At 35.2% G+C, this 20,202-nt stretch carries 18 protein-coding genes and 2 pseudogenes; all 20 read right to left on the bottom strand.

The window, feature by feature from the left end:
• Window positions 1-2 precede the first annotated feature (2 nt).
• Window positions 3-926 carry a tRNA pseudouridine(55) synthase TruB gene (gene truB, locus U473_RS04855; protein WP_161937287.1) on the bottom strand — a complete coding sequence of 308 codons (924 nt, stop codon included), beginning with the start codon at window positions 924-926 and terminating at the stop codon, window positions 3-5.
• Window positions 907-1,914 carry a DHH family phosphoesterase gene (locus tag U473_RS04850; RefSeq protein WP_068723923.1) on the bottom strand — a complete coding sequence of 336 codons (1,008 nt, stop codon included), beginning with the start codon at window positions 1,912-1,914 and terminating at the stop codon, window positions 907-909. Before U473_RS04850 ends, truB begins: the two co-directional genes overlap by 20 nt.
• 3 nt (window positions 1,915-1,917) lie before the next feature.
• Complete coding sequence (rbfA, locus tag U473_RS04845) at window positions 1,918-2,265, bottom strand: 30S ribosome-binding factor RbfA (protein ID WP_068723921.1); 348 nt, start codon at window positions 2,263-2,265, stop codon at window positions 1,918-1,920.
• Window positions 2,266-2,277: 12 nt separating this feature from the next.
• Window positions 2,278-4,533, bottom strand: coding sequence for a translation initiation factor IF-2 (gene infB, locus U473_RS04840; RefSeq protein WP_068723919.1), 2,256 nt, complete (start codon window positions 4,531-4,533; stop codon window positions 2,278-2,280).
• Window positions 4,534-4,547: 14 nt separating this feature from the next.
• Window positions 4,548-4,853 (bottom strand): YlxQ family RNA-binding protein, encoded by a 306-nt coding sequence (locus tag U473_RS04835; protein WP_068723916.1) that lies wholly within the window; start codon window positions 4,851-4,853, stop codon window positions 4,548-4,550.
• On the bottom strand, window positions 4,846-5,118 hold the full coding sequence (gene rnpM / locus U473_RS04830) for an RNase P modulator RnpM (protein ID WP_068723913.1): 273 nt from the start codon (window positions 5,116-5,118) through the stop codon (window positions 4,846-4,848). The genes U473_RS04835 and rnpM overlap by 8 nt, the downstream gene beginning before the upstream one ends.
• 18 nt (window positions 5,119-5,136) lie before the next feature.
• Window positions 5,137-6,174, bottom strand: a complete 1,038-nt coding sequence (gene nusA / locus U473_RS04825) for a transcription termination factor NusA (RefSeq protein ID WP_068723910.1) — start codon at window positions 6,172-6,174, stop codon at window positions 5,137-5,139.
• A 22-nt stretch (window positions 6,175-6,196) separates the two neighbouring features.
• Window positions 6,197-6,657, bottom strand: a pseudogene (rimP, locus tag U473_RS04820) (ribosome maturation factor RimP).
• 186 nt (window positions 6,658-6,843) lie between these two features.
• Entirely contained in the window at window positions 6,844-11,148 is a 4,305-nt protein-coding gene (locus U473_RS04815; protein ID WP_068723908.1) for a PolC-type DNA polymerase III, read from the bottom strand.
• A gap of 155 nt (window positions 11,149-11,303) precedes the next feature.
• Window positions 11,304-12,365: a flavodoxin-dependent (E)-4-hydroxy-3-methylbut-2-enyl-diphosphate synthase gene (gene ispG, locus U473_RS04810; protein ID WP_068723906.1), complete on the bottom strand. Its 1,062-nt coding sequence runs from the start codon at window positions 12,363-12,365 to the stop codon at window positions 11,304-11,306.
• 26 nt (window positions 12,366-12,391) lie between these two features.
• A complete protein-coding gene (gene rseP / locus U473_RS04805; protein ID WP_235589065.1) occupies window positions 12,392-13,642 on the bottom strand; it encodes an RIP metalloprotease RseP in 1,251 nt (416 codons plus the stop codon).
• A 5-nt stretch (window positions 13,643-13,647) separates the two neighbouring features.
• Entirely contained in the window at window positions 13,648-14,808 is a 1,161-nt protein-coding gene (locus U473_RS04800) for a 1-deoxy-D-xylulose-5-phosphate reductoisomerase (protein ID WP_068723904.1), read from the bottom strand.
• 14 nt (window positions 14,809-14,822) lie between these two features.
• Window positions 14,823-15,614: a phosphatidate cytidylyltransferase gene (locus tag U473_RS04795; protein ID WP_068723902.1), complete on the bottom strand. Its 792-nt coding sequence runs from the start codon at window positions 15,612-15,614 to the stop codon at window positions 14,823-14,825.
• Between the two features lie 12 nt (window positions 15,615-15,626).
• A complete protein-coding gene (locus tag U473_RS04790; RefSeq protein ID WP_068723900.1) occupies window positions 15,627-16,403 on the bottom strand; it encodes an isoprenyl transferase in 777 nt (258 codons plus the stop codon).
• A gap of 118 nt (window positions 16,404-16,521) precedes the next feature.
• Window positions 16,522-17,043: a ribosome recycling factor gene (gene frr / locus U473_RS15145; RefSeq protein WP_235589136.1), complete on the bottom strand. Its 522-nt coding sequence runs from the start codon at window positions 17,041-17,043 to the stop codon at window positions 16,522-16,524.
• Between the two features lie 42 nt (window positions 17,044-17,085).
• A pseudogene (pyrH, locus tag U473_RS15140) lies at window positions 17,086-17,802 on the bottom strand (UMP kinase); the annotation flags it as partial.
• Between the two features lie 126 nt (window positions 17,803-17,928).
• Entirely contained in the window at window positions 17,929-18,579 is a 651-nt protein-coding gene (tsf, locus tag U473_RS04780) for a translation elongation factor Ts (RefSeq protein WP_068723898.1), read from the bottom strand.
• A gap of 97 nt (window positions 18,580-18,676) precedes the next feature.
• A complete protein-coding gene (gene rpsB, locus U473_RS04775) occupies window positions 18,677-19,375 on the bottom strand; it encodes a 30S ribosomal protein S2 (RefSeq protein ID WP_068723895.1) in 699 nt (232 codons plus the stop codon).
• 146 nt (window positions 19,376-19,521) lie between these two features.
• Window positions 19,522-19,992, bottom strand: coding sequence for an MltG/YceG/YrrL family protein (locus tag U473_RS04770; RefSeq protein ID WP_068723892.1), 471 nt, complete (start codon window positions 19,990-19,992; stop codon window positions 19,522-19,524).
• Window positions 19,985-20,202 (bottom strand): DUF2802 domain-containing protein (locus U473_RS04765; RefSeq protein ID WP_161937285.1); only part of this gene is annotated, 218 nt, incomplete at its 5' end. The genes U473_RS04765 and U473_RS04770, both read right to left, overlap by 8 nt.

Here is a 20,202-nt window from a genome sequence, read left to right as displayed (position 1 = left end):
ACCTAATTCTCTTCTTCTTTAAAAACTTTAACAGGTTTTGCTTCTAAAACCTGTGATTTTTTTTGATAGATAGCAACTAAATCATTTTTTTGATTTAATACTTTTACTAAACCATCATATGCAATTAAAGAGCTTACCTTAATTTGTTGTCCATTAAAAACCTTATAAATAATCTCATTTTCAGATAAGATAATTGAAGGGTATTGCGGAAGGGAACTTGCCATAGATACAATAATTTTATCTAATTGGTCTAAATCAGCATAGTTTTCTACTTGTTCCAATGTAAAGGATTGTTCAATCGTAAAGGAGCCACTTTTTTCCCTAACCAATTTTGACATATGTGCAGGGTATCCTAATTTGATTCCTATATCCACACATAATGTTCTAACATATGTTCCCTTTGAACATTTAACTTGAAAATCTATCGTTGGAAATTCAGTTGAAAGGTCTATTTGTCGTATTTTTAACTCATAGATGGTTACCTTTCTTGGCTTTCTATCGACTTCTTTCCCTTGTCTAGCAAGTTCGTATAATTTTTTTCCTCCAATTTTAACAGAAGAATACATCGGCGGAATTTGCTCAATCTCACCAATAAAGGTTTGAAATACTTGTTGAACATCAGACTCTGTAATTCGTTTAACCTTTTTTTCTTCAATGACCTGCCCTGTAAAATCTTGAGTTGTGGTTGATTTGCCTAATGTTAGTTGACCCTGATAAATTTTCGGTTGTTCCATAATATATTCTGATAAACGGGTCGCTTTTCCAATGCAGATAGGAAGTACACCAGTTACCTCAGGGTCTAATGTCCCAGTATGACCAATCCTTTTTGTGCCTATGATTCTTCTTAATTTTGCTACAACATCATGAGAAGTCATTCCAGCAGGCTTTAAAATCGGTATTACCCCATCAATTCGATTTGTTTTCAAGATACTTCCATCCTTCAGACTGTTTAATTGCATCAATCAATTGTTGTAGTACTTCTTCTAAATCTCCATAAAATGTGAAACCAGAGGCTCTAGCATGTCCTCCTCCATGATAAGCTTTTGCAATCGCTCCTACATCTACATATTTTTTAGAGCGCAGGCTAATTTTAAAGACATTCCCTTTCACTTCTTTAAAAAAGATACCCACCTCTACGCCTTCTATATTTCTAGTATAATTCACAATTCCTTCTGTATCATCACTTGTAACGTCTTGCGGTAACTCATTCGCTTTTAAATAAGTCCAAGCGATAAAACCATTCTCAATTACTTGTAAATGGGATAAAGCGATCTGTAAAACTGAAATATGATTTTTACTTATCGTTTCTAATGCAATTTCAGCAATTTCACCCGGAGATACACCGTATTCTAATAATTCTGCCGCTATTCTCATCACCTTTGGAGAAGTATTTGTATAACGAAATCCTCCCGTATCAGTTAATAACCCGGTATAGATACATGATGCAAGATCTTGACTAAGTGGTATATTTAATTCCTTTACAAGGTCATACATGATTTCACAGGTTGCAGCCGCCGTAGGTAAAATCACATTAAGATGGCCAAAACGATCATTCGTGGGATGATGATCAATATTAAGAATTTCTACATCGTCAGTTAGTAAAGGTGAAATCATTCCCATCCTTTTCTGATCAGCCACATCCACAGTAATGACATGAGAGAATGTATTTTTAATTTCTGAAATCGATAGAATTTGGTCAGATAATGGCAAAAAATTAAATTTATCTGGAATAGGGTCTTCATTGACTAATGTAAAAGATTTACCAAGGAATCTTAGTAAAAGCGCCATAGTTAAAGATGAGGATATGGTATCCCCATCTGGGTTGATATGTGACACAATCAAATAGTTATCATGTTGCTTAATAAATTGGCCAGCCTGTGATAACTCCCTTTTATATTCATTTAAGTCCTTCATTTCTTATCGTTCTTCCTTAATGTCTTGTAGCAACTTCTCTATTTTGGAACCATAAGCAATGGACTGATCCACTTTAAATATCAATTCTGGTGTATGCCTTAAACGGATTCGTTTGCCTAATTCGGATCTTAGGAATCCTTTTGCTTTTTCAAGCGCTTTTATTGACTCTTTAACTTCATCTTCCTGGCCCATTATACTTAGGTAAATGGTGGCTTGAGAAAAATCACCAGTTACCTCAACACCTGTGATTGTGACAAATCCAATTCGAGGATCTTTCAAATCATATTGAATTAGTTGACTAATTTCCTTCTTAATTTGTTCACCGACCCTACCTATCCGAACATTTGCCATAACATCACCCCATTATTTTTTGACAGTTTCCATCACGAAGGATTCAATAATATCTCCTTCTTTAAAATCACTAAAGTTTTGGATTGTGATTCCGCACTCATAACCTTGTGCAACTTCTTTTGCATCATCCTTAAAACGTTTTAACGAATCGATGTTTCCTTCGAAGATAACAATACCATCACGAATAACTCTAGCTTGAGCAGTTCGAATAATCTTCCCTTCTGTTACATAAGAACCAGCAATTGTACCGATATTTGACGCCTTAAATACCTGACGAATTTCCGCATGCCCCGTAATTACTTCACGATATTCTGGATCAAGCATACCCTGTAAAGCTGCTTTAATCTCATCTATGACATTGTAAATGATACGATGTAGGCGAATATCCACCTTTTCTCGCTCAGCCGATGTTCTTGCCTGTGGCTCAGGGCGGACATTAAAACCAATGATAATGGCATTGGAAGCTGAAGCCAAGGTAACATCTGTCTCAGTAATAGCTCCAACACCTTTATGGATAATTTTTACCCTTACTCCTTCAATATCAATTTTTTCTAAAGAACCTTGTAGGGCCTCAACAGAACCTTGTACGTCTCCTTTAATAATGACATTTAATTCTTTAATTTCCCCTTCTTGAATTTGCTTATATAAATCGTCAAGCGTAACTTTTGAAGTGGCATTTAATTCACTTTGTCTTAGCTTTAATGCCCTTTTTTCACCAATGACCCTAGCTTTTCTCTCTTCTTCAAATACAACAAAGGGGTCACCTGCATGTGGTACTTCATTTAATCCAGTAATCTCAACTGGTGTAGAGGGTCCCGCCTCTTTAATTCTTTTTCCTCGATCATTTACCATTGCTCGCACTTTTCCGTAAGTTGCCCCAGCAACGATTGGGTCACCTACACGTAATGTACCGTTTTGAACGAGTACAGTTGCAACAGCTCCACGACCTTTATCTAATTGCGATTCAATAATCGTACCTTTTGCTAAACGATTAGGATTTGCTTTTAATTCCTGAACCTCAGCAACAAGTAAAATCATTTCCAATAATTCATCTAACCCTTCTTGCTTCAAAGCAGAGACGGGTACATAAATTGTATCTCCTCCCCATTCTTCAGGAAGAAGACCATGTTCAGCCAATTGTTGTTTAACCCTATCAGGATTAGCTTCAGGTTTATCCATTTTATTTACCGCAACTATAATTGGAACGTTTGCCGCCTTTGCATGGTTAATGGCCTCTATTGTTTGTGGCATCATTCCATCATCAGCAGCAACTACCAGAATGGTAATATCTGTAACTTTCGCTCCGCGTGCTCTCATGCTAGTGAAAGCTGCATGACCAGGTGTATCTAAAAACGTGATTTTTTTATCATTGATAACGACTTGGTAAGCTCCAATGTGTTGGGTGATTCCACCAGCTTCACCTGCTACAATCTTAGACTTACGGATCGCATCCAATAATGTGGTCTTCCCATGGTCAACGTGGCCCATAATCGTAACCACAGGTGGACGTACAGTTAAGTCAGCTGGATCATCGTGATCCTCAATCAATTCAAATTGATCTTCGTCAATTTCAATCTTCTCTTCAACTTTTACGCCATATTCTTCGGCAATCAATTGAATGGCTTCTAATTCGATTTCTTGATTGATAGTAGCCATAATTCCTAAAAATAACAATTTTTTTATGATTTCTGATGGTTCTTTACCTAATTTTTTTGCTAATTCGCCAACTGTTAATGAGCCAGTATATACAATATTCTTTATTGGTTTGTCTGTTTGTTTTATTTGCTGTGGTTGTTTTTGATTTGAAGAAGGTCTCTTTTTATTCACCTTAATCTTTGAAGTTGCATCCCGGTGATCACTAACTTTATTGTCATCAAAACGTTTATTGTTAGGTTTTGATTTCTTCTTCGTTTTTCCAATCGATTCACTTTCTTCAAAATTCACTTCTTTTACTTTATTCACTTCTTTTACATCAATATGATCATCGATTTTCACTTGTTTTGATCCCTCTTTGTCTTTATTCTTGATGTCTTTTTTTTGCTTAAGTTCACTTATATGACTCTCATGGTTGCTTGTAGTTGATGATGATGTTTCTTTTGTTTTCCCATGTTTTAACTCATGAAAATATTTATCTACTTTTTGTACCATCTCATCAGTAATCACACTCATATGATTACTTACATTAAAGTTAAGTTTCTTTAGAAGATTAACCATTTCCTTGCTCAGAATATTGTGCTTCTTTGCAAACTCATAAACTCTCAATTTCATTCACCTCCGGATTTCTACTCCACTAAGTTTTCTAATTGTTTACTAAAACCGTAATCGGTTATTCCGACAACAACCCGTGAAGATTTGCCAATGGCATGTCCTAGTTCCTCGCGATTAAATATCACTCGATAAGGAACCTGATAGAAGGAACATTTATCCTTAACCTTTTTGCTTGTGTTATCAGATGCATCTCCTGATAAAATAACAAAGGTTACCTTCCCTTTTTGAATTCCTTTTATCACTAGTTCTTCACCTGAGATCACTTTTCCCGCTCTAGCTGCCAATCCAAGCATAGAACTTATTCTAGATTGATTACTCATTTCGCCCGTTAATCTCCAATTGTAATTGTTCATAGATATCGTCATCAATTTTAACCTCAAGGGACCGTTCCAACTGTTTTTTCTTCCTTGCAATCTGAAAGCATTCCCCTTGTCGACACAAATAAGCGCCCCTCCCCGATTTTTTTCCAGTAAAATCCACTATTATCTCTTTTTCTGGCGTTCTAACGATCCGAATCAACTCTTTTTTTGGCTTCATCTCTTGGCAAGCTACACATTTCCGCATTGGGATTTTTCTTGTTTTCATCAAAATCACCTTACCTTTTTACATGGTAGCCTGGGATTCGCTTTTAATATCGATTTTCCATCCAGTTAATTTTGCTGCAAGTCTTGCATTTTGTCCTTCTTTACCAATTGCCAATGACAATTGATAGTCGGGTACGATCACTCTTGCCATCTTTTCTTGTTCATTAACCTCAACACTAACCACTTTCGAGGGACTAAGTGCATTTGAAATATATGTTTCTATATCATTTGACCATTTTACGATATCAATTTTTTCACCTTTCAACTCGTTCACAATCGTTTGAACCCTGGCACCTTTAGGCCCAACACATGCTCCTACAGGATCTACTTCTTCTTGTTGAGAATAAACCGCAATTTTTGATCGATATCCAGCCTCTCTTGCAACAGATTTAATTTCTACAACACCTTCATAAATCTCCGGAACTTCCAGTTCGAATAGTCTTTTTAATAAACCTGGGTGTGTCCTTGATACAAATATTTGTGGGCCTTTTGTTGTCTTTTCCACTTTGGTGATATAGACCTTTACTCGATCTCCATGTTTAAATCTTTCTGTTGGCATTTGCTCATTGATTGGTAAAAGAGCTTCTGTTTTTCCTAAGTCTATATAGATGAAACGTTGATCCTGACGTTGAACAATGCCAGTAACAATATCTTCTTCTCGATCCACAAAAGTTTCATAGATGATTCCTCGTTCCGCCTCTTTGATCCGTTGTGTCACTACCTGCTTAGCAGTTTGTGCTGCAATTCTCCCAAAATCCTTTGGGGTGACTTCTAATTCTACAATATCATCTAATTGGTAATTAGGATTAATTTGACGCGCCGCTTCTAAGGAAATCTCTAGTCTTGGGTCGATCACCTCTTCCACTATTGTTTTTCTAGCTAAGACCTTTACATTACCAGTTTCCCGGTTAATATCTACCCTGACATTTTGTGCAGAATGAAAATTTCTTTTGTATCCTGAAATTAGAGCAGCCTCTATCGCATCAATTAAAACATCTTTACTAATTCCTTTTTCTTTTTCCAACTGTATAAGTGCATCCATGAAATCACTATTCAAAAGTTTCTCCTCCTTTCTTTTTTTAAAAAAACAATGCTAATCTAGCACTAGCAACTTTTTCATATGGGATTTCAACTTGTTTTTTAGGTTCTTCAATGACAAGTATCTTTGTATCAAAATGAATCAATTTCCCTTCAAATACTTTCTGATTTGAAATAGGCTCATAAGTTGTAATATGTACCTGTTTACCAATTGATTTTAAGAAATCTTTTTCTTTTTTAATGGTCTCTCAGCACCTGGTGATGAAACTTCAAGAAAGTATGAATTTGGAATAGGATCCTTTTTATCTAACTCAGCACTTAATGCTTCGCTTACCCTTCCACAATCTTCGATATCAACTCCCCCATCTTCTTTATCAATAAAAACTCTTAAAAACCAATTACTCCCCTCTTTTTTGTACTCTATGTCCACTAATTCTAAGTGTTCTTTTTCTAATATCGGCAATACCATTTTTTCAACTATTTGAGTAACATTTAAACTCATATCATTCCCTCTCTTTTACTCTTTTCGAAGATCCATGTACATAAATCTAAAGAGTGGGTTTCCCCACTCTTTAAGAACGTTTCTATACACAGTATTACCAAAAAGATTATATCATAACACATCTTTCCTTATCAAATAAGTTTTTTCGTCATTATGCATCATAAAAATCCACTTAAATAAGATGTATTAAAATAAGGATAGTTGATTGGTATTAGGTAATCCTTTTAAACAATCATGCTCATCTAACAATTCAATAATCGTCTTTGAGGATTTAGCTCGATTTTGTAGATCTTCAATCGATAAGAACTCTCCTTCGTTTCTAGCTTGGACAATATTTTGGGCCGCGTTAACTCCAATACCAGGTATCGCTGAAAAAGGAGGGATTAAACCTTTTTCATCTTCTTCCACGATGAATTTCGTAGCATCAGACCGATATAAATCTACGTTTTTAAAATAAAAACCTCGTTCAATCATTTCTAGCGCCAATTCTAATACGGTAAGTAGTCCTTTTTCTTTTGGTGAGGCTTGAATTCCTTTTTCGGTGATCTCTTGAATTTTATCTCTTATCGATTTAGAACCAGACATCATTAGTTTTACATCAAATTCATCTGCTCGAACTGTAAAGTAAGTAGCATAATAATAAATAGGATAATAAACTTTAAAATAAGCAATACGAATCGCCATCAAAACATAAGCAACTGCATGAGCTTTTGGAAACATATACTTAATTTTTTGACATGAATCAATATACCAATCAGGCACCTGATTTTTTTTCATTTCTTCAATATCTTCAGGCTGAAGTCCTTTACCTTTACGCACTTTTTCCATGATTTTAAATGCAACGGATGGCTCCAAACCCTTTTGAATAAGGTATACCATGATGTCATCACGAGTAGATATCACTTCTGCCAAAACTGCTTTACCCTCTCTAATTAGGTCTTGAGCATTATTAAGCCAAACGTCAGTACCATGTGAAAGACCAGAGATACGAACCAATTCGGCAAACGTTGTTGGTTTTGTATCTTCAAGCATTTGTCTAACAAATTTAGTCCCAAACTCTGGTATCCCTAAAGCGCCTAAAGTGGTTCCTATCTGTTCAGGTGTGACTCCTAATGTATCTGTACTTCTAAAAATCTCATATACGTTCGGGTCATCGATAGGAATCGTTTTAGGATCAATTCCTGTAAAATCTTGTAGCATTCTAATCACTGTAGGATCATCGTGCCCAAGCAGGTCCAATTTTAACAAACGACCACTAATGGCATGATAATCAAAGTGAGTGGTAATCGTATCGGACGTTGAGTCATCAGCAGGCCTTTGAATAGGTGTGAAATCATATACATCCTTATATTGAGGAATAACCATTAATCCACCAGGATGCTGTCCAGTAGTTCGTTTAATGCCCGTACAGCCTGTTACCAAACGATTAATTTCGGCATTTCGTTTATTCCACCCTTGTTCATCCACATATTTTCTTACAAAACCATAGGCCGTTTTCTCAGCCACAGTTGAAATTGTCCCAGCACGATAAACATATTCAGAACCAAATAACTCTTCTGTATATTTATGGACCCTTGGCTGGTAGTCACCTGAAAAATTTAAATCGATATCAGGAACCTTATCTCCTTTAAAGCCCATAAAGGTTTCAAAAGGGATGTCATGTCCATCTTTTTTCATTTTTGTTTGGCAATGTGGACAATTTTTATCAGGCAAATCAAAACCTGAGCCAACACTTCCATCCAAAATGAATTCACTATGTTTACAATTAGAACATACATAATGGGGGGGTAAGGGATTTACTTCAGTTATTCTTGTCATCGTCGCAACAAATGATGAACCTACAGACCCCCTAGAACCTACTAAATAACCATCCTCTAGGGATTTATTTACAAGTTTATGTGCAATCAAATAGATTACGGAAAATCCATGATTGATAATACTATTTAATTCTTTCTCTAATCTTTTCTCCACTAATTCAGGCAAAGGATCTCCATAAATATGTTTAGCTGTCTCATAACTCATGTTCCGAATCTCATCTTCCGCTCCTTCAATTACAGGAGTAAAAAGATCATCTGGGAAAGGCTTTAATTCGACGACATCTTCAATTACTTTCTTAGGATTATCCACAATAATTTTCTTCGCAATATGAGGTTCTAAATAGTCAAATTCAGCAAGCATCTCGTCTGTCGTACGAAAATGAGCAGAATGCAAATCATCCACATGATGATATCTAAAACCACTACTGTGATTTAAGACAAGAATTTTACGATAAATTTCATCTTCGGGATGTACATGATGAACATCTCCTGTCGCTACTACAGGTATATTTAATTTTTCACCCATTTCAATAATTCGTTGATGAATATTTTTAATATCTTGATCATTTTGTAAAATCCCATTTTTGATCAAATGACGATAATGGGAAATCGGTTGGATTTCTAAGTAGTCGTAAAACTTAGCAATTTCTTCTACTACTTCTGGAGTTTTGCTAAGCATTGCTTCAAATAATTCACCTTGCGCACAAGCGGTACCAAACAAAAGTCCTTCTCGATGCTTTAATAATTCACTTCGAGGTAATCTTGGATTCCGATAAAAATATTCGATATGTGATTTTGAAATCAATTTATAGAGATTTTTTAACCCAATTTCGTTCTTAACCAAAATAGTTACGTGAAATGGACGTAGTCGGTGGTAATCGCCTTTACCTACATGTTGATTAATTTCGTTTAAATTTGTAATCTCTCTTTCTTGTAAATCAAGAAGCATTTTCCAAAGTAAATATCCTGTTGCTTCTGCGTCGTGATATGCCCTATGATGATTATTCAATTCAATATTGAAAGCATCACATAACGTATTCAACTTATAATTTTTCATTTTTGGATATAAAAACCTTGCTAATTCCACTGTATCAATGACAGGATTCAATAATGATTCTAACCCAATTCGTTTTAACCCCATATTCAAAAATCCCATATCAAAACGGGCATTATGTGCTGCTAATACAGCATTACCGATAAATTCCTTAAATTTGGGCAAAGCCTCTTCAAGTAAAGGAGCACCTTTTACCATTTCATCTGTGATCCCAGTTATCTCAGTGATTTTCCTAGAGATTGGTTCTTGTGGATCCACAAACATTTTAAATTGATCTATTACTTTTCCGTTTTTAACCTTTACTGCCCCTATCTCAATGATCGTATTATAAACGGCAGATAAACCTGTTGTTTCTGTGTCAAAAACAACATAGGTGTCCTCTAGCAAATTTCTAGATTCTTCATGGTGTACAATAGGTACACCATCATCAATCACATTTGCTTCTACCCCATATACAATTTTTACCCCATATTTTTGTCCAGCTTCATAGGCTTCAGGAAAAGCTTGAACCACTGCGTGATCAGTAATCGCTATCGCTTTATGACCAAACTTTGCCGCTTGTTCTACTATTTTTTTTATAGAGGCAACTCCATCCATCGCACTCATTGTAGAATGTACATGCAATTCTATTCTTTTTTCTTCTGCTAGATCTTCTCTGCCTTTGTTCTCAATTTGGTTAATATCATTGGCTATCATTACCAATTCTTTTGAAAAGGTGTCAAATTGGACATGACCTTTTACCTTTAACCATTGGCCTTCTTTGATTGTTTTTAATACAGGAAGATCCTCTTTCGCATCCTTTATAAATACTTTGACCTCTATCGAATCAGTAAAATCTGTTAGATTAAAGGTCAAAAGATGACGTCCACTCTTTAATTCTTTAAATTCTACTGAAAATACGCTCCCTTGTATAATGACATTTTTATCCTCCTCTATGACCTGTTTCAATGGTACTGGTAGTTCTTTAATCTCATATCCGTATTTTATCGTTCGATTAACATTGATCTTTGATTCTTCTTCATCATCCGCCTCAGGGATTTGTAATAGTGCCTCTTTTGCATAGTTGAAATCTTCTAGTTTAAGATCCTCTCTAAATTTTAATAGCTTCTGATCTGTTTCAGCAGGGAAAAATACAACTTTAATCGGTTCTTCGATCCATTCCGCTAACGATTCCGCAATTTTAAGATCAATATGTTTTCGCTGAAACATTTCTTGTGTCATCATATTTGGAATAAAGATTAGAAGTTGTTGATTTTCTAGTTTCCACTCTGCTTCTTTTAATAGATTATAAATACTTGGTAAAGCATTAAGAGGTTTAATAATCTTCGGCCAATACTCTGAGAGTATCTCTATGTACGAAACGGTAGAAAACCTAACAACGAAATGAATTTTAGCAATATGTTGAAAACTTTGAATGATTTGCTGTGTTACTTGTTCAAATATTTGAAAAGGTACCAAACTCGGAAATTGAAGATAAAAAGTCCATTCTTTATTTTTACGACTTAATTCTACTTTTTCTATTTTTGTCCCATTGAAATAATTTTCCCTAATTTCCAAAGGAATATTGGCATGATTTAATAAAATAGTAAAATGATCTAATTTTTCTGCTAGTTTTCCCATCTTATCACCTTTTATCTAGCGTTTTAGATTGCCCACAAAAGTAGCGACTTCCTTTGAAGTATAAATCCGATTACTTTTGTGGGATCTCATTAAAATAGTGCGGTAAAAGAGAAAAGGTACAACCTAAAGATTGTACCATTTTTCCTTTCATTTTATCATTTCTTTGTGATATCTTCAATTTCTTTCATCAATTCCTCAAAAAGCTCTTCTTCTTTTACTTTTCTTACAATTTCACCATTTCTAAAGATCAGGCCTTCACCATGTCCTCCTGCTACACCAACATCAGCTTCTCTTGCTTCACCTGGGCCATTAACTGCACATCCCATTACTGCTACTTTTAAGGGCTGGCCAATTTTCTGGATCGCATCTTCTACTTTATTAGCTAAACTGATTAAGTCGATTTGCACTCTACCACAGGTTGGACAAGAAATGATTTCTGGTTCATTTGTTCTAATCTCCAAACTCTTCAACATTTCTTTAGCTACCTTGATTTCTTCTGTCGGTTCTCCTGTTAAAGAGACGCGAATAGTGTCACCAATTCCACTTGAAAGAACAGAGCCAATACCCACTGCTGATTTAATACTTCCGGAAAAAATAGTTCCTGCTTCAGTTACACCAACATGTAAGGGATAATTTCTTTTTTCTGCCATGAGATGATAAGCTTTAATCATCATCGGAACGTTAGATGCTTTTAAAGAAATGACCATGTCATAAAAGTCTAATTGTTCTAAGATTTCTACATGCTTTAAGGCTGATTCGACCAATCCCTCTGCAGTTGGATGACCATATTTATTTAATATCTCTTTTTCAATCGAGCCAGAATTTACACCAATTCGAATAGGTACATTTCTTGCTCGACAAGCTTCTACTACCTTCTGAACTTTTTCAATTGAACCAATGTTTCCTGGATTGATACGTATTTTATCAATACCACTTTCTAAGGCAATTAATGCCAACTTATAATCAAAATGGATATCCGCAACTAATGGAAGTGGTGAACGCTTTTTGATTTGTTCAATCGCTTTAGCCGCATCCTCATTGATTACAGCAAGCCGAACAATTTGACAACCTACTTCTGCTAGTCTTTCTATTTCAGATACTGTGGCATCAATATCTCTCGTATCTGTTGTTGCCATCGATTGGATGACTACATCACTTTGACCACCTATTTGTACATTTCCCACATAAACCGGTCTTGTCTCCTCACGCCTATACAATGTTAGCACCACCTAAAGAACAAAATTTAAAATATTTTAGATACATCATTCACGGTAACAATGATCATTAAAAGCATCAATAAAGCAAATCCAACAAGGTGTACCATACTCTCTTTTTGGGGATCAATCGGCTTGCCACGTACACCCTCAATGGTAAGAAATAATAAACGACTTCCATCTAAAGCAGGTATCGGTAATAAATTGAATATTCCAAGATATAGGCTTAACATCCCTGCCCAGTTAATCAATGTAGCCATACCTTGTTTCGCAGCATCACTTGTAATTTTCATAATTCCTACAGGTCCAGCTAAATCATTCATACCAACATTACCCGAGAAAAGTAATCTAAAGCTATCCAAAATAAGTGCTGTCATTTTAGCCGTATTTGTTACTGCGGAAGATGCTGCCTTGGGAATTGTTGCCTCCTCACGAAGGTGTCCAACCTCTACCCCAATTAACCCTTTTCCCGACTTCTCCTCTGGTATGACTGTAATCTCCTTTGTTGTCCCATTTCTTTCAATTTTTAAAATGAGTTCTTTTCCAGGGGATTTTTGAATCTTTTCTATTAGTTCCGTATCTTTCTTAATAGGCGTATTATCGACCGACAAGACAATATCCCCTTGCTGAATCCCTGCCTTATCTGCAGGTGATCCAGGGTTTACTTTTCCAAAACTAACTTGCTCAGAGGGTACTCCAACCATCATCGCAACAACAAAAAATAACACAATCGTTAAAATAATATTAAATACAGGTCCAGCTAAAATGGTTGCAAAACGATCTAAGATCGATTTAGAACCAAATTGTCGATCCCATGGTGCAATTTGCACACTTTGTTTTTCATAATGCATAACTGTTTCTCGTGAAAGAGAATAATTGACTAAATGTTCGTCTTGGTCATATCCCTTAATGGTTAATTCACGTTCAAGATCTGCACTCTTGACTCTTATTATAATTCCTTTACTAAAATCTTTTTCATCAAAATAAATATCTGTCACTTTTCCTTTAGAATCAAGCTTAAGGGCTAAAGTTTGACCATCTTTTATCTCTACAACCTCAGGGTCCTCTCCAGCCATTCGAACATATGCACCAAAAGGAAGAATCCTAAGGGAGTATTGGGTCTCTCTTTTTTTAAAAGAAAATAGTTTGGGCCCAAGTCCTAATGAAAATTCCCTGACGAAGATTCCTGCTTTTTTAGCAAAAAGGAAATGCCCTAATTCATGAAAAAACATTAGTGCTGCGAAAACAAGAACAATCTCAAGAATTAAAACAATATTCAATCTGATCACCAACCTTTACTTTTGATAAGTGTAGACGTTGCTACCCTTGCCCAACGATCAGCTTCCATGATCTCTTCAATTGAAGGATGCTTTACCTTTTGATGCTGTCCTAAAATAGCATCAATTATACTTTCTATTTCCATAAACGGAACTTTACCTTGTAAAAAAGCGCCCACTACTACTTCGTTAGCAGCGTTTAGTACTGTAGGCATCGTTCCTCCTTCTTTTCCTGTTTGGTATGCCATTTTCAGACTAGGGAACCTCTCTAAATCCGGTTTAAAGAAGTGCAATGCCCCAATCTGAGTTAAATCAAGCGCATCAATATTTAGATTTAAACGATCCGGATAAGAGATCGCATATTGAATAGGAACCTTCATATCAGGAGTTCCTAATTGAGCAATAATTGCTCTATCAATATATTCTACCATAGAATGTATGATGCTTTCAGGGTGAATCATGACATCAATTTTTTCATAAGGCATTTGAAATAACCAATGTGCCTCTATAACCTCTAATCCTTTATTCATCATTGTTGCTGAGTCAATCGTTATTTTTGCTCCCATTGTCCAGTTTGGATGTTTTAAAGCATCTGCAATCGTAACGTTTTTCAAATCTTCTCTAGATTTATTTCTAAAAGGGCCTCCAGATGCTGTTAAGATAATTCGATTAACTTGAGTATTTTTTTCACCATTTAGGCTTTGGTAAATAGCAGAATGTTCACTATCTATAGGAATAATCGGAACGTCATATTGTTTCGCTAGTTCCATGACTAAATGTCCACCAGATACAAGGGTTTCTTTGTTTGCTAAACCAATCTGTTTATTTGCTTCAATTGCCTTTATTGTTGGTTTTAAGCCAATACTTCCTACTAATGCAGTTATCACAAAATCAACATCATCCTGAGTGGCAACTTCAATAAGCCCTTCCTCCCCATAAACGATTTTTACATCGCTTCGTACTTCAGTTCGAAGTTTTTCTGCTAAATCTTTTGAACGAACAGAAACGATTTTTGGAGAAAAGGTTGCAATCTGTTTTTTTAAGACTGTTAAATTCGATCCTGCTGATAAACCAATAACACGAAACTTGTCTTGATGAGCCTGAACGACTTCTAACGCTTGTGTACCAATAGAGCCGGTTGATCCTAGTATTGCTAAGTATTTCATCACTTTACCCCCATGATCTAAAGTATATGTAATAAGTGCAAAATGGGAAAGACAAAGATTAAACTATCAAATCGATCTAGAACTCCACCATGTCCAGGTAAAAGTGATCCAGAATCTTTTACTCCTTTTGACCTTTTTAATGCGGATTCGATTAAATCCCCAAATTGTCCAGTTATTGCAATAAGAATGCCTGCCCAAATCATTAGCATAAAATGCTCTGTAATTTGAAACATTGCATTTAAAAGTAAACTTACAATAATTGCAAAGACAATGCCTCCAATAGATCCTTCAATGGTTTTCTTGGGACTAATTTCAGGCCATAGTTTAGTTTTGCCTAAATATTTTCCAGTAAAATAAGCCCCTGAATCAGAAGCAAAAGTAGCCAAAAAAACAAGAAGACTAAATTGGAATCCATGTTCCATCAATCTTGTTTCTAACATATAGGAAAAACCAAAGCCAATATACATTGCACCAAACAAGTGATAAGAAACCTGATCAAAATTGATTTCATTTTTCTTTATCACAATTAAAGCAAGATACAAAAACAAAGAAACAAGTAAAAGTGACATTAATTGTTGTCGATCTATACCAGCTAAAAGCGAATTTTGAGTTAGGATGATAAATAGAACGGTATTGAGTCCGATAAGTCCTTGCCATGAAAATACTGGTGTTTGATTCATTCTTAAAAATTCATAATACCCTATCAATGCTAATAATATTACTAAAATTGTATAGGGAAGCTCCCCCAACCATACTAAATAGATAAAACCAATTCCACCGATTAATCCTGTCAAAATCCTTTGTTTCATTAAGCCCACCCTTTATAGTGATCCAAATCGCCTCGATCTTTGTTGATATTCATAGATAGCTTGTAATAAGCTTTGTTTATTAAATTCAGGCCAAAATTCATCAGTATACCATAATTCAGTATAGGCAATCTGCCAAAGTAAAAAATTACTAATTCGAAGTTCGCCGCTTGTTCTGATAAGTAGATCAGGATCTGGATATGATTTCGTTAATAGATATTGATTCATTAATTTCTCATCAATTTCATCTTTAGAAATATTGCCAGCTAAAACATCATCAACAATATTTCTTATCGCATGGATAATCTCATAACGACTACCGTAGTTTAAAGCAAAATTTAAAATAAGTCCAGTATTTTGCTTTGTCTTCTCTACTGCTTCATGTACAGCATTTAAAGTATGTTCAGGGAGTTGTTGATCAAATCCCATCATTTTGACCTGAACATTTTGTTCGATTAATTCGTCAAGCTCTTTTCTTAAAAACTCCTGAGGTAAATCCATTAAAAATTTCACTTCATCTTGCGGCCTTTTCCAGTTTTCGGTTGAAAAAGCATAAAGGGTTAAAATTTTGATCCCAACTTCATTTGCAACTCGAGCCACTTCTCTAATCGTTTTCATTCCTTCACGATGTCCAGCAATTCTTGGTAAACCTTTTTGTTTCGCCCATCTTCCATTGCCGTCCATTATAATAGCAACGTGTTTAGGAATATTTAAAGGGTCAAGGTCTTTTATATTAAGTTTATTTTTGTCTAAACCATTTTCTTTTTTCTTTGCAAACAAACCCTTTAACATCATTCGTCCTCCACTCCAAAACAATTAAACAGATCCACAAATTTAAACATATAGAAAAAGTTACTATGTTCTTTACGATTGAAAAAATGCCCTCCCTTATGAAAGGGAGGGAGGGTCTTTAAACTTCCATAATTTCTTTTTCTTTTGTATTTACAACAGTGTCTACATCACCAATAAACTTATCTGTTAGTTTTTGAATCTCTTCTTGTGTACGATGGGATTGATCCTCGGAAATCTCCCCATTCTTCTCTTTCTTTTTTAATTCTTCATTTGCATCGCGACGAATATTGCGAATAGCAACTTTGCTTTCTTCCCCCATCTTCTTAACTACTTTTACCAATTCTTTTCTTCTTTCTTCGGTAAGAGGTGGGATATTGATTCTAATCACTGAACCGTCGTTTGTTGGGGTGATTCCTAATTCAGATTTCAAAATCGCCTTTTCAATTTCACCCATTATGCTCTTATCCCAAGGTTGGATAACAAGTGTACGGGCATCAGGTGTTGTAATATTCGCCATTTGATTTAAAGGCGTAAGAGCTCCATAATATTCAACTTGTACTTTGTCCAATAGAGAAACATTAGCTCGACCAGCTCTTACACTTGCCAATTCTTTTTTTAACGTACTAATCGCCTTTTCCATTCTTTCTTGTGCATTCTTTTTAATTGTTTGAGGCATCCTCATTCCCCCAATAATCGTTCCAATTTTTTCACCTAATACTACCTTTTTAATATTTCCCTCTTCTGAAATATTAAAAACAATAAGTGGTAAATGATTGTCCATACATAATGAAGAGGCAGTTGAATCCATTACTCCTAACCCTTTTCTCAAAAGATCCAAATAGGTTAAGGATTCATACTTCGTAGCGTTTTTATCTTTTTGCGGATCAGATGAATAAACACCATCCACTTTATTTTTAGCCATCAATATAACATCGGCTTCGATTTCTGCCGCTCTTAAAGCAGCGGTTGTATCCGTGGAAAAATAAGGGTTGCCTGTTCCACCAGCAAAAATAACTACTCGATTTTTCTCTAAATGTCTTATTGCTTTTCGTCTAATATAGGGTTCTGCAACCTGTCTCATTTCGATAGAAGTTTGTACCCTTGTAGGGACCAAGATGTTCTCCAAAGCGTCTTGTAGTGCTAAAGAATTCATGACCGTTGCCAACATTCCCATATAATCTGCGGTTGCACGATCCATACCCTGTGCACTTCCAGAAATACCCCGCCAAATGTTGCCACCACCAACCACAATCGCAACCTGAACACCAAGTGAAACAACATCTTTTATTTGATTTGCAATAGAAAAAATAAATTTCGGGTCGATTCCATAACCTAATTGACCTGCTAAAGCCTCTCCGCTCAACTTAAGAACAATTCTCTTATATTGTGGACGTTCCATTTATTTGAACCCCCGTTCATTATTCTACATCAATAATCATATTCCTGCTCTAATAAAGTGTTAATCAAGAAAACCTAATAATTTAAAAAAATAGGAACACAAAGGTGTTCCCTATTTTAAAGCAAATTACATCTTTGCTTGTGCCATAACTTCCTCAACAAAATTGTCTACTTTCTTTTCTAGACCTTCACCAAGTTCGTATCTCATAAAACGACGAATATTAATATTCTCACCAATTTTTGCGATTTGTTCTTTTACTAAACTCTCAATGGTTTTGTCAGGATCTTTAACAAAAGGTTGTTCTAATAGGCAGTTTTCTTTATAAAATTTATCAATACGACCTTCTACCATTTTCTCAACAATTTTTTCAGGTTTTCCTTCATTTAATGCTTGAGCTTTAAGTATTTCGCGTTCTTTTTCAATATCCTCTTGAGGAACCTCTTCACGCTTTAAATATCTAGGATTTGTGGCAGCAATATGCATCGCTATATCGCGAACAAAACTTCTGAATTCGTCCGTTTTGGCAACAAAGTCAGTTTCACAATTAACTTCAACCAAAACACCGATTCTTCCTCCACCATGTATATAAGATTCTACAATTCCTTCAGCAGCAATACGTCCAGCTTTTTTTGCAGCAGATGCGATACCTTTTTCACGTAAAATCTCTACTGCTCTTTCCATATCACCATTTGCTTCATTTAATGCCTTTTTACAATCCATCATTCCTGCTCCAGTTTTTTCACGAAGCTCTTTTACCATCGATGCTGTAATTTCCATTCTTATCCTCCTTGATCTAATAAATAATACTATGCATTATGTACTATTTTAAAAGGGTGGTAAAGGGTATAACACCCTTAGGCCACCCTTCATATGATTAAGCGATTGTTTGTTCACCTTGTCTGCCTTCTAAAATAGCTTCTGCCATTTTTTCAGTTAATAATTTCACTGCACGAATTGCATCATCATTACCTGGAATGACATAATCTACTTCATCAGGATCACAGTTTGTATCGACAATTGCTACAACTGGAATCCCTAATTTGTGTGCCTCAGCAACAGCAATACGCTCCTTACGAGGATCAATAACGAACAATGCACCAGGAAGTTCTTTCATTCCTTTAATACCGCCTAAGAATTTTTCTAGACGTTCTTTTTCTTTTTTAAGAATGATTACTTCTTTTTTAGGAAGGACATCAAAAGTTCCGTCAGCTTCCATTGTTTCTAATTGACTTAAACGGTCAATACGTTTTTGAATTGTTGCAAAGTTAGTTAAAGTACCACCTAACCAACGTTGATTGATATAAAAGCTGTCAGAGCGTTCTGCTTCTTCTTTTACAGAATCTTGAGCTTGTTTTTTTGTTCCGACAAAAAGAATGCTCTTACCAGAAGCTGCAACTTCTTTAATAAAGTTATAAGCTTCTTCTACTTTCTTAACTGTTTTTTGTAAATCAATAATATAAATACCATTTCTTTCTGTGAAGATATAGCGTTCCATTTTTGGGTTCCAACGGCGTGTTTGGTGACCAAAATGAACCCCTGCCTCCAATAATTGTTTCATGGAAATAACTGCCATATCTCAACACCTCCTTTGGTTTTTTTCCTCCGCTTACTTCATTTTTAATTACAACTAATCATATAGCACCCGTAATTAAATTGGTAAGCGTGTGTTTTTAACACCGAGATTTAATATACCATAATTAGCAATAGGATGCAACTTATTTACTTTTTCCATTCTTCCACTTTTTTATGGGTTATGAGTGAAATCAAATCATCTAAAGTCATATCTGAATGATAAGTATAATTCCCGATTTGAATATTTTTCATTAGTCCATATTGGCTTAATATGTTTAAAAACTGCTGTTTATCTTTAATTATATTTGACGAAACTAATAGATCAGCAACTTTATAAGATGTCATACCCTTTTTGATCACAAATTGAACCTTTTCTGGTGTCTTAGAATCTGTTTCTTTGTTTTCTTCTTTTAAAGCTTCAATTTCTTCAGGTTTGTAAATAACATACCCTTTTTCAGTGATAAGTTGTTTAAGTTCCTCGATTGAAATATTTTTGATTAACTCGGCTGGGGTTGGAGTTGGGGTTTCAGAAGGAGGTTTAACAAACCAAAATAAAAATATACTGCTTAAGATAAAACCAATTCCCATGCCTTTCAAAAAGTTTTTGTTACTAAACATACTTTAGTCCTTTCTTAGCAAGTTCTAATATCAACTCGATTTCCCCATGCCCCATTTTCATTTTTTTTGCGATCGCATCAATTGAGGCTCCTGATTGATAGAGTTCAAAGATTTGCGCATATCTTGGGTTTACATGATTCGTTCCTTTATCTCGTTCTATTTTATCTAAACGTTCTTCCACATTTTTCATTTTCCTGTTTAATTCTGCAT

The organism is Tepidibacillus decaturensis (assembly GCF_001561915.1).
Classification (GTDB): domain Bacteria; phylum Bacillota; class Bacilli; order Tepidibacillales; family Tepidibacillaceae; genus Tepidibacillus_B; species Tepidibacillus_B infernus.
This window is presented reverse-complemented; position numbering and strand designations above follow the sequence as displayed.

Excerpts from the sequence above, each read along its gene's own strand:
- U473_RS04850 (WP_068723923.1), bottom strand. The coding sequence starts at position 1,914 with ATGAAGGACTTAAATGAATATAAAAGGGAGTTATCACAGGCTGGCCAA.
- rbfA (WP_068723921.1), bottom strand. The coding sequence starts at position 2,265 with ATGGCAAATGTTCGGATAGGTAGGGTCGGTGAACAAATTAAGAAGGAA.
- infB (WP_068723919.1), bottom strand. The coding sequence starts at position 4,533 with ATGAAATTGAGAGTTTATGAGTTTGCAAAGAAGCACAATATTCTGAGC.
- U473_RS04835 (WP_068723916.1), bottom strand. The coding sequence starts at position 4,853 with ATGAGTAATCAATCTAGAATAAGTTCTATGCTTGGATTGGCAGCTAGA.
- rnpM (WP_068723913.1), bottom strand. The coding sequence starts at position 5,118 with ATGAAAACAAGAAAAATCCCAATGCGGAAATGTGTAGCTTGCCAAGAG.
- U473_RS04815 (WP_068723908.1), bottom strand. The coding sequence starts at position 11,148 with ATGGGAAAACTAGCAGAAAAATTAGATCATTTTACTATTTTATTAAAT.
- U473_RS04795 (WP_068723902.1), bottom strand. The coding sequence starts at position 15,614 with ATGAAACAAAGGATTTTGACAGGATTAATCGGTGGAATTGGTTTTATC.
- U473_RS04790 (WP_068723900.1), bottom strand. The coding sequence starts at position 16,403 with ATGTTAAAGGGTTTGTTTGCAAAGAAAAAAGAAAATGGTTTAGACAAA.
- frr (WP_235589136.1), bottom strand. The coding sequence starts at position 17,043 with ATGGAAAAGGCGATTAGTACGTTAAAAAAAGAATTGGCAAGTGTAAGA.
- tsf (WP_068723898.1), bottom strand. The coding sequence starts at position 18,579 with ATGGAAATTACAGCATCGATGGTAAAAGAGCTTCGTGAAAAAACTGGA.
- rpsB (WP_068723895.1), bottom strand. The coding sequence starts at position 19,375 with ATGGCAGTTATTTCCATGAAACAATTATTGGAGGCAGGGGTTCATTTT.
- U473_RS04770 (WP_068723892.1), bottom strand. The coding sequence starts at position 19,992 with ATGTTTAGTAACAAAAACTTTTTGAAAGGCATGGGAATTGGTTTTATC.